This window comes from Pyruvatibacter sp. (assembly GCF_040219635.1).
Classification (GTDB): domain Bacteria; phylum Pseudomonadota; class Alphaproteobacteria; order CGMCC-115125; family CGMCC-115125; genus Pyruvatibacter.
Genome location: NZ_JAVJSC010000009.1, coordinates 410318 through 419372, shown reverse-complemented (window position 1 = coordinate 419372; position 9055 = coordinate 410318). Strand labels below are relative to the sequence as shown.

11 protein-coding genes are annotated in these 9055 nt (G+C 59.1%); 8 read left to right on the top strand and 3 right to left on the bottom strand.

Features of this window, described 5'->3' with window-relative positions:
* Positions 1-3 precede the first annotated feature (3 nt).
* The 3 genes from RIB87_RS14235 (at position 4) to RIB87_RS14225 (ending at position 2268) form a co-directional block, all read left to right on the top strand.
* The gene (locus RIB87_RS14235) at positions 4-642 is read left to right on the top strand and encodes a CoA pyrophosphatase (protein WP_350147831.1); all 639 of its coding nucleotides are present in this window, start codon (positions 4-6) and stop codon (positions 640-642) included.
* A gap of 66 nt (positions 643-708) precedes the next feature.
* Positions 709-978, top strand: coding sequence for a DUF6111 family protein (locus tag RIB87_RS14230; RefSeq protein ID WP_350147829.1), 270 nt, complete (start codon positions 709-711; stop codon positions 976-978).
* 42 nt (positions 979-1020) lie between these two features.
* Positions 1021-2268, top strand: coding sequence for a CCA tRNA nucleotidyltransferase (locus RIB87_RS14225; RefSeq protein ID WP_350147827.1), 1248 nt, complete (start codon positions 1021-1023; stop codon positions 2266-2268).
* Here the strand turns inward: RIB87_RS14225 and RIB87_RS14220 are convergent.
* Positions 2265-2693, bottom strand: a complete 429-nt coding sequence (locus tag RIB87_RS14220; RefSeq protein WP_350147825.1) for a hypothetical protein — start codon at positions 2691-2693, stop codon at positions 2265-2267. The two genes, RIB87_RS14225 and RIB87_RS14220, sit on opposite strands and share 4 nt — an antisense overlap.
* Positions 2694-3171: 478 nt before the next feature.
* On the opposite strand from RIB87_RS14220, the gene RIB87_RS14215 reads away from it, so the two are divergent.
* Entirely contained in the window at positions 3172-3354 is a 183-nt protein-coding gene (locus RIB87_RS14215; RefSeq protein ID WP_350147823.1) for a hypothetical protein, read from the top strand.
* A gap of 216 nt (positions 3355-3570) precedes the next feature.
* Here RIB87_RS14215 and hemF read toward each other — a convergent pair whose 3' ends face one another.
* Together hemF and RIB87_RS14205 are read right to left on the bottom strand one after the other, a co-directional pair.
* Positions 3571-4479, bottom strand: a complete 909-nt coding sequence (hemF, locus tag RIB87_RS14210) for an oxygen-dependent coproporphyrinogen oxidase (protein WP_502943262.1) — start codon at positions 4477-4479, stop codon at positions 3571-3573.
* A 26-nt stretch (positions 4480-4505) separates the two neighbouring features.
* Entirely contained in the window at positions 4506-4973 is a 468-nt protein-coding gene (locus RIB87_RS14205) for a tRNA (cytidine(34)-2'-O)-methyltransferase (protein WP_350147819.1), read from the bottom strand.
* 362 nt (positions 4974-5335) lie between these two features.
* Here RIB87_RS14205 and petA point away from each other — a divergent pair, with 362 nt between their 5' ends.
* The 4 genes from petA (at position 5336) to RIB87_RS14185 (ending at position 9054) form a co-directional block, all read left to right on the top strand.
* Entirely contained in the window at positions 5336-5914 is a 579-nt protein-coding gene (gene petA / locus RIB87_RS14200) for a ubiquinol-cytochrome c reductase iron-sulfur subunit (protein ID WP_350147817.1), read from the top strand.
* A gap of 29 nt (positions 5915-5943) precedes the next feature.
* Positions 5944-7266, top strand: coding sequence for a cytochrome b (locus RIB87_RS14195; protein WP_350147815.1), 1323 nt, complete (start codon positions 5944-5946; stop codon positions 7264-7266).
* Positions 7267-7284: 18 nt separating this feature from the next.
* Positions 7285-8088: a cytochrome c1 gene (locus RIB87_RS14190; RefSeq protein ID WP_350147813.1), complete on the top strand. Its 804-nt coding sequence runs from the start codon at positions 7285-7287 to the stop codon at positions 8086-8088.
* Between the two features lie 90 nt (positions 8089-8178).
* On the top strand, positions 8179-9054 hold the full coding sequence (locus RIB87_RS14185; RefSeq protein ID WP_350147811.1) for an S-methyl-5'-thioadenosine phosphorylase: 876 nt from the start codon (positions 8179-8181) through the stop codon (positions 9052-9054).
* The last annotated feature ends 1 nt before the right edge of the window (position 9055 follow it).

Here is a 9055-nt window from a genome sequence, read left to right as displayed (position 1 = left end):
GTGGTGCCGTCTTCAGATTTTCGCGCAAAGCTGACTGCGGGCCTTCGGGCCTCAGCGCCGGTGCTGAGCGAGACAGATGCCAGTCTTAACGGCGATTTCCGGCTCAATGATCGCGATGACATTGATGAGAGCAAGGCCATAAAGGAAGCTGCCGTGCTGGTCCCTCTGATTGAGCGGCCTGACGGCATTCATGTGTTGCTGACCGAGCGCGCGGGCGACCTGTCCAGCCATGCGGGGCAGGTGGCGTTTCCCGGCGGGCGCATTGACCCGGAAGATGCGGATGCAGTGGATGCCGCCTTGCGCGAGGCCGAGGAGGAAGTGGGCCTTGATCGCAGCTTTGTGGAGGTGGCGGGTTTTCTGGACCCCTATGAGACAGGCACGCGGTTTCGCGTGGTGCCGGTTGTAGGGTTTGTGACGCCGGGCTTCACACTGACCCTCAACCCTGCCGAAGTGGACGAGGTGTTTGAAGTGCCGCTGGCGTTTTTGATGAACCCGGACAATCACGAACGGCATTCAGCCCGCTGGCAGGGCAAGAAGCGCACGTTTTTTGCCATGCCCTATGATGGGCATTACATCTGGGGCGCAACGGCGGGCATGATTGTCAATTTGTATGAACGCAGTTTTGCCCCTGCATCTGTATGAGACCCTGCATCCGCAAGAGAGTGGTGCGGGCAATCTGCATCAAGAGGTTTAGGTGAGGATTTTTTCATGCTGCGCGTTGTGTTGATACAGCTTGCCTTGTTCGCTACGCCGTTTGTGGTGTGGGCGTTTTACGTTGTCGTGATGAAACGCAAACAACTGTCGTCCGGCGGTGTGTTTCGTGATGCGCCAATTGCGGGGCTGGTGTTGGCGGGTACGGCCCTTGTGGCTGTGGCGCTCATCTATATGGCCGTATTTACCGGCGACCCGGCAGGCGAGGGCACGTATGTTCCGCCGCGCTTTGAAGACGGGCAGATTATTCCGGGCCGCGTTGAATAGCGCGCCTCAATAAAAAAGAACCACGACGGGAGTGACTTCAACATGTCAGCTCAGATTCCCTCTATTGAACATCAGATATGGCTGCGCGAAGACGACACGCAAAATGTGATGGCGGCGCTCAATGCTGGTGACGCGACGGCGCGTTTTGTTGGCGGCTGTGTGCGCAACGCATTGCTGCGGATGGATGTGCACGACGTTGACATTGCCACCAGTGATGACCCGGCTGCCGCAACGGCCAAGCTCGAAGCCGCAGGCTTTAAGGTTGTGCCGGTTGGCATTGACCACGGCACCGTGATGGCCGTGGGCGCAAACCGCTCCTTTGAAGTGACAACGCTGCGGGTGGATGTGGCAACCGATGGCCGCCATGCGGATGTTGCGTTTACCGGCGACTGGCAGGCCGATGCCGAGCGCCGCGACTTCACCATGAACGCGCTGTATGCGGATGCGGATGGCACTGTGCATGATCCGCTGGGCGGCTATGACGACCTCAAGGCGGGGCGGGTGCGGTTTATTGGCGACGCTGCCGCGCGCATTGAAGAAGACTATCTGCGGATTTTGCGTTTCTTCCGGTTTCACGCAGGCTACGGCAAGGGTGATCTGGATGCGGAGGGTCTTGCGGCCTGCGCTGCGGGCCGCCAGGGCCTTGCAAGACTTTCAGCCGAGCGGGTACGTGCTGAACTGATGAAGCTGCTGGGTGCCGACGGCGCAATGCCGGTGCTGCGGGCCATGGCGGCGGCGGGCATTCTGAGCGACGTGCTGCCCGAAGCCGCGCGGCTCGACAGGTTCGAACGCGTTCTCGACATTGAAACGACACAGCTTTTTTCGAGCGACCCGGTGTTGCGCCTTGGTGCCTTGCTGGCGGACGCAGATGCCGCGCACAGCGTTGCAGCGCGCCTGAAATTGTCCAAGTCGGATGCCGCGCGCATCGTCGCCATGCACACCGACACCACAAAAATTGTTTGCTACCTGTCCATGCGCGAGGTGCGCCGGGCGCTCTACAGCATGGGCCTTGAGTTGTTCAAGGACCGGGTAATGCTGGGCTGGGCGGACGATGGCAAGACCACCAACGCCTTCCAGTGGCGCGCGCTGCTGGCAATGGCCGATAGCTGGGACCGTCCTGAACTGCCGCTCACCGGCTCAATGATAAAAGCCGCCGGCGTACCCGAAGGCCCCGACGTGGGCCGGGTGCGCGCCGAGGTGGAGGAATGGTGGATCGACTCCGACTTTACGGAAGATGAGTTTTCCATCATCGAGCGCCTCAAGGCGGTGGTGCAGGCGACGGTGTATTAGGCGCGCCGGGAGCCATATTGCGCGCGTACCCACGGGGCGATTGCAAACCAGATGATGAGCAGCGGAAAAACGGTGCCGCGCGCCATGTCGAAGGCGGCCAGATAGTCGCTCACTGATTGGCCGCGTATGCCCAGTGCAAAAACAGTTTCTATGACAATAAGGACGGCTGCGGCCAGCAGGCCGGTTGCAAGGGGTGCGGGCGAAAGTTTGCGCAGCACGTAGCCTGCGGCAAGCCATGTGACGATTGCCATCACCGGGGCTTCGGCAAGTTGTGCCCATACGGGGCCGATGAGTGGCTTTAGTGCCAGTTCGCGGACAACGCCAAAGATGAACCCTGCGGACCATGCGAGGGCCACATACAGTGCTGCGGCCAGTACTGCGGCCTTAAGGGTTGTTGATGGTCGTGATGTGTTTTTTCGGTCCATGGGTGTGTTCCGTCAGCAGTGCTCAAAAACCGGGCGATGCGTCAATGCGCTGAAATTATAGTCAAAGCCGCAATTTTGTTGCGCTGCACTTTTGGGCATTCTTATCTGTTTGAATAATGCTTGTGCAGTTTGAATGTGAGCAGGACAGAAAGGCCAATAAAAGTTGTCTGTGCTTGCGTTTTTCTGTTGCCAACATGGTTAATCTCTCCAACATAGAAGGTGCGGAATTGTAAAGGTCACCTTTCGAGCCGCCGCATCGGGCATGCGTCAAAAGCTCAAAGCGGCCAGCCGGATTTTTTCGGGGACGCCGATTTGTAGCAACCGTGGCGTGACGTTCAGCGTTCCCAACTGGCAAGGGTTTGCAAGAAGGGCCGATGCAAAAACCGACCGCCATCCAGTTTCGCAATCCAGGCGGACCGTTCATGCGGTTTTTGCGCTGTGTGCGCCGTTTCCGCCCTGCGACTTGGGAGTAAGAACTATGTCTGAGAAAGAAATCTATCGCGGCACAGAAGTGAAAAAGGGCAACAAGGATGTTGAGGCCCACCACGAGTACAAGGAAGGCGAGAAGGTCAACTATCGCGGTTCCTCGTACAAGGCACATCACGAAGATGCCAAGCACGGACGCGACATGAAATATCGCGGCACCGACTACAAGGACTAAGGTCCGACGGTTTAAAAATGTCCGGTATGCTGCGCTGACCTGTCCACACTGATTTTCAAGCAGGACATAAAAACGGCAGCGCGTTCTCCTCGCCGGACTGCGGCTCATCCACCTTCCCCGAAGACGGGATGCAGCCCCATAAAAGGGGACAGTCCGTTACCCCCGGACTGTCCCCTTTGTTTTTTGGGTGTGCTGTCTGCGGTGTGCGGACAGCCGCTACGGCCACTTCACTTCGGGCGGCATGGACGACAGGATTGAGGTTACGTTGCCGCCGGTTTTGAGGCCGAAGGTTGTGCCGCGGTCATACAGCAGGTTGAACTCCACGTAGCGGCCGCGACGGATCAACTGTTCCTCGCGCTCTTCATCCGTCCACGGATCATTCATGCGCTTGCGCACCAGTGCAGGATATGTGTCGCGGAAGGCGCGGCCGACATCCTGGGTGAAGGCAAAGTCTGCATCCCAGTCGCCGGTGTTGTGGCGGTCATAGAATATGCCGCCGATGCCGCGCGGTTCGTCGCGGTGGGGCAGGTAGAAGTATTCGTCGCACCATTTTTTGAAACGCTCGTGATAATCGGCACCGTGCGGGTCGCAGGCTGCTTTCATGGCGGCGTGGAACTCGATCGAGTCCTCAAACTCCTGGGTGCGGTAACGGTTCAGCACGGGGGTCAGGTCTGCGCCACCGCCGAACCATCCCTTGGTGGTGACAACGTGGCGGGTGTTCATGTGGACAGCGGGCACGTGCGGGTTCCACATATGGGCGATCAGCGAAATGCCGCCGGCCCAAAAGCGCGGGTCTTCTTCAGCGCCGGGGATCTGTTTGCGAAACTCCTCGGAGAACTCGCCATAGACCGTTGAGATATGGACGCCGACTTTCTCAAACACGCGGCCTTTCATGACCGACATTTCGCCGCCGCCCTTATCTTCGTTCTTGTCTCCGCGTTGCCAGGGCGTGCGCTCGAAGCGGCCCGCGGGCATGTCGGCGTTGGTGCCGGTCAAGTCGTTTTCCAGCGCTTCAAAGCTTGCGCAGATTTCGTCGCGCAACTGGCGAAACCAGTCGGCGGCGCGGGTCTTGTTGGCTTCGCTTACATAGGTGTCGGCAGTAACGGCGGGATCACTCACAGGCATACTCCGGTTGGCGCAGATATCGCGGTTTATTGTGGGTCGCCGGGAAAGCTCCCGGTCTGACGCAGCGCCTCGGCAAGTACCATGGCGGCGGCGACGGCAACATTGAGCGAGCGCAATTGCGGGTGCGGCATCATGGGAATGACGACACGCAGGTCTGCCGCCTCATGCACATGGTCGGGAACGCCAGCGCTTTCGCGTCCCACCATCAACATATCGGTGGAGTGATATTGCGCGCGGTGATGGGCCACATCGCCTTTGGTGGTCAGCAGAACAATCCGCCCGTCTGCCCTGGTGCTGCAAAACGCCTCGTATGAAGCGTGGACGGTCAGGTCCAGATGGTCGAGATAGTCCATGCCGGCGCGTTTGAACCGCCGGTCTGACAGAGTGAAGCCGCAGGGCTCAATGATATCGACGCCCACGTTCAGGCAGGCGGCAAGGCGCATCATCGTGCCGGTGTTCTGGGGAATATCTGGCTCAAAGAGCGCAAGGCGCATGGAGTGACTCGGTGTTGTTTGGCGCGGGATGGCAAATTAGAGATGGTGGGCGTGCCCACAGCCAATGGCCAGGGCGCGGCGTCACTGCGGGAGCGCATCTGCGCGCCCCGACATATGCTCGATATATCAGTGACTTAGGGGCAAAAGCTTGCGGCATCGTGCCACATAACCCTGCAGGGGTGGACAATTTAGCTTAGCCGGTGGCAAAAGAACGGCGCGGTGCAGGGGCTTTTTCAGGGCCCGTGGGGACTTTCACAGCTCTTTAGACTCAAAGCGCCGTTTTTCGTTGCTGGCCTACCCAGCCGCATGGCCCCATCATGGGGCTTTCGGTGTCAAGACCATAAGTCCGGAGGACACATCCGTTGGCAGACGCGAACACCCAACCCGGCGCAGGCGGCGAAGAGCCGACCCGGCGTGACTTTTTGTATGTGGCCACCGGCTCATTTGCAGCCGTCGGTGCCACATTTGCCGTATGGCCGCTGGTCGCGCAGATGAACCCGGACGCTTCCACCCGCGCATTGGCGTCCACTGAGGTGGACATTTCCAATGTCGTCGAGGGGCAGGGCATTACCATCATGTGGCGTGGCAAGCCGGTGTTCATTCGTCACCGTACCGCTGCCGAGATTGAAGAAGCGCGCGCGGTTCCGGTGGATCAACTGCCGGACCCGCTGGCACGCAACGCCAATATCGCGCCTGATGCGGGTGCCGAAGACATCAACCGCGCGGCATCTGATACCGAAAAGTGGCTGGTGGTTGTGGGTGTGTGTACGCATCTTGGTTGCGTACCGCTGGCCAACCAGGGTGACTTCGGGGGCTGGTTCTGTCCCTGCCACGGCTCGCACTACGATATTGCAGGCCGCATCCGTCGGGGTCCGGCACCGGAGAACCTTCCGGTTCCGCAACTCGAGTTCCTGTCCGATACGCGCATTCGCATCGGTTAATCCGCAAAGCACGCTGACACGAGGCATACATGGCTCACGAATCTACCTATCAGCCGTCAAACGGCTTTGCGCGCTGGATGGACGACCGGCTTCCGCTGATGCGGCTGGCGCATGACTCATTCATCGATTTCCCGACGCCGAAGAACCTGAACTACTGGTACACGTTCGGCGGCATTCTGACGTTTTGCCTTGCGGTACAGATCCTCACCGGCGTGATCCTGGCCATGCACTACACAGCGCATGTGGATATGGCGTTTGCCAGCGTCGAGAAGATCATGCGCGACGTGAATTACGGCTGGCTGTTGCGCTATGTGCACTCCAACGGCGCGTCGATGTTCTTTCTGGCTGTGTATCTGCACATGTTCCGCGGGCTGTATTACGGCTCGTATAAAGCGCCGCGCGAAGTGCTGTGGATTTTGGGCGTCATCATCTATCTGCTGATGATGGCCACCGCCTTCCTTGGCTATCTGCTGCCATGGGGCCAGATGAGCCTGTGGGGTGCCAATGTGATTACCAGCCTGTTCGGCGCTATCCCGCTTGTGGGTGAGGCTTTGCAGACCTGGATTGTGGGTGGCTTTGCAATTGATAACGCAACGCTCAACCGCTTCTATTCACTGCACTACCTGTTCCCGTTCATGATTGCCGGCGTCGTGCTGCTGCACGTCTGGGCGCTGCATGTGCCGGGCAACAACAACCCGACGGGTGTTGAGGTCAAGGACAAGCAGGATACCGTGCCGTTCCACCCGTATTACACAATGAAGGATGCGTTTGCGCTTACGGTGTTCGCCATCCTGTTTGCGTATTTTGTGTTCTACGACCCCAACGTGCTTGGCCACGCGGTCAACTATGTGGAAGCCAACCCGCTGGTGACGCCGTCTCACATTGTGCCTGAGTGGTATCTGCTGCCGTTCTACGCAATCCTGCGCGCCATCACCTTCGACATTGGGCCGATCTCCGCCAAACTGGGTGGCGTAATTGCCATGTTCGGGTCCATCGCGGTGCTGTTCTTCCTGCCCTGGCTGGATACCTCCAAGGTCAAGTCGGCGCGCTATCGGCCGCTGTACAAGCAGTTCTTCTGGATCTTTGTTGTGGTTTGCCTGATTCTGGGCTGGCTCGGCGCGCAGCCTGCTGAAGGCGGCTATGTGCTGGCAGCACAGATTTTGACCGCGTATTACTTCGCGCACTTCCTGGTCATTCTGCCGGTGCTGGGCCTTGTGGAAACGCCAAAGCCCATTCCGGCCAGTATTTCAGACGCGGTGCTGTCGCATAAACCCATCACTGACGACGGGCCGGGCGGCTCTGGTGGCGCAACGCCGGCGGGGGCCACTGCTGCACCCGACCGCAACGCTTAGGTGAAGAGAGGAAACAAGATGCACCATTCTTCATTTAAGAAGTCTGTTCTTGGGATTGTCGGCACACTTGCCATGGCCGGTGGCCTGGCGCTTGCCTCAGTTGCGCCTGCCAACGCGGCGGGTGAATACAAGGCGCCGCGCGATATTTCGTGGAGCTGGGAAGGCCCGTTCGGCACTTTTGATCGTGCAGCCCTCCAGCGCGGCTTTCAGGTGTACAAAGAGGTTTGTTCGGCGTGTCACGGCCTCAAGTTTTTGAAATACCGCAACCTTGGCGATGAGGGTGGTCCGGGTTTTTCCGAAGCTGAAGTGAAAGCGATTGCTGCTCAGTATCAGGTGATGGACGGCCCGAACGAAGACGGCGACATGTTCGAGCGTCCTGCGCAACCCAAAGACACGTTCAAATATCCGTTTGAAAACGAGCAGCTTGGTCGTTTGGCCAACAACGGCGCGTACCCGCCCGACCTCACTTTGATGACCAAGGCGCGCGACGGTGGTGCGGACTACCTGTACTCGTTGCTGGTCGGCTACGAGGATGCGCCTGCTGACATGACCATGCAGCCGGGCATGAACTACAACCCGTACTTCTCCGGCAAGCAGATTGCTATGGCACAACCGATCTATCCGGATTCGGTTTCCTATGCAGATGGCACCGAAGCCACCGTTGAGCAGATGGCCAAGGACGTGACGACGTTCCTGCACTGGGCGGCGGAACCAAAGCTTGAAGCCCGCAAGAGCACCGGCTTTGTGGTCGTACTGTTCCTGGTCATTCTGGCCGGGCTGCTGTACTTCACCCAGCGCAAGATCTGGTCAGACCAGCACTAGCCTCGCTGCGAAGAGACACGTTACACATAAGGCCGTCCGTTCATGCGGGCGGCCTTTTGCATGTGAGGCCGGATAACAGGGGTCAAGTGTATGGATACAGTGTTGGGCATCATCGGCGGGTCAGGTGTGTATGACCATCCGGGCCTCAGGAACGCGCGCTGGACGGTGATTGAAAGCCCGTGGGGTGAGCCCTCTGATGCACTCAACATCGGCGAGCTTGAAGGCCAGCGCGTTGTGTTTTTGCCGCGTCACGGGCGTGGGCATCGGCTGGCACCGTCGGGCATCAACTATCGCGCCAATATTGATGTGATGAAGCGGTCTGGTGTGACCGACATCATTTCAATTTCCGCCTGCGGATCATTCCGTGAAACCCTGCCGCCCGGCGCGTTCGTGCTGGTAGATCAGTTTATTGATCGCACGTTTGCGCGCGAAAAATCGTTCTTTGGCAACGGCCTGGTGGCGCATGTGTCGATGGCGCATCCCGTTGCGTCGCGCCTGCAGGACCACGCGCAGGCCGCCGCTGAGGCGGCGGGCATAAACGTTACACGCGGCGGCACGTATTTGTGCATGGAAGGCCCGCAGTTTTCATCGCTGGCGGAGAGCAACCTGTATCGCCAGTGGGGCTGCGATGTCATCGGTATGACCAACATGCCCGAAGCCAAGCTCGCCCGTGAGGCCGAGATACCCTATGCGACGGTGGCGATGGTCACGGATTTTGATTGCTGGCATCCCGACCACGACGCGGTGGAAGTTACCGACATTCTGGAAGTCATGCACGCCAATGCGGCAAATGCTGTGAACCTCGTCACGCATCTGGCGCGCGATTTTCCGCGCACCCGCGACCTGTGCCCGTCGGGCGTAGATACCACCCTTGATACAGCGCTGATTACTGCACCTGAGGCGCGCGACCCGGCACTTGTGGCCAAACTCGACGCTGTGGCGGGCCGTGTGCTCAACTCCAACTGAA

Bases quoted from the DNA above. Each gene is read 5' to 3' on its own strand.
- RIB87_RS14230 (WP_350147829.1), top strand. From the start codon at position 709: ATGCTGCGCGTTGTGTTGATACAGCTTGCCTTGTTCGCTACGCCGTTT.
- RIB87_RS14225 (WP_350147827.1), top strand. From the start codon at position 1,021: ATGTCAGCTCAGATTCCCTCTATTGAACATCAGATATGGCTGCGCGAA.
- RIB87_RS14220 (WP_350147825.1), bottom strand. From the start codon at position 2,693: ATGGACCGAAAAAACACATCACGACCATCAACAACCCTTAAGGCCGCA.
- RIB87_RS14215 (WP_350147823.1), top strand. From the start codon at position 3,172: ATGTCTGAGAAAGAAATCTATCGCGGCACAGAAGTGAAAAAGGGCAAC.
- hemF (WP_502943262.1), bottom strand. From the start codon at position 4,479: ATGCCTGTGAGTGATCCCGCCGTTACTGCCGACACCTATGTAAGCGAA.
- RIB87_RS14205 (WP_350147819.1), bottom strand. From the start codon at position 4,973: ATGCGCCTTGCGCTCTTTGAGCCAGATATTCCCCAGAACACCGGCACG.
- RIB87_RS14195 (WP_350147815.1), top strand. From the start codon at position 5,944: ATGGCTCACGAATCTACCTATCAGCCGTCAAACGGCTTTGCGCGCTGG.
- RIB87_RS14190 (WP_350147813.1), top strand. From the start codon at position 7,285: ATGCACCATTCTTCATTTAAGAAGTCTGTTCTTGGGATTGTCGGCACA.
- RIB87_RS14185 (WP_350147811.1), top strand. From the start codon at position 8,179: ATGGATACAGTGTTGGGCATCATCGGCGGGTCAGGTGTGTATGACCAT.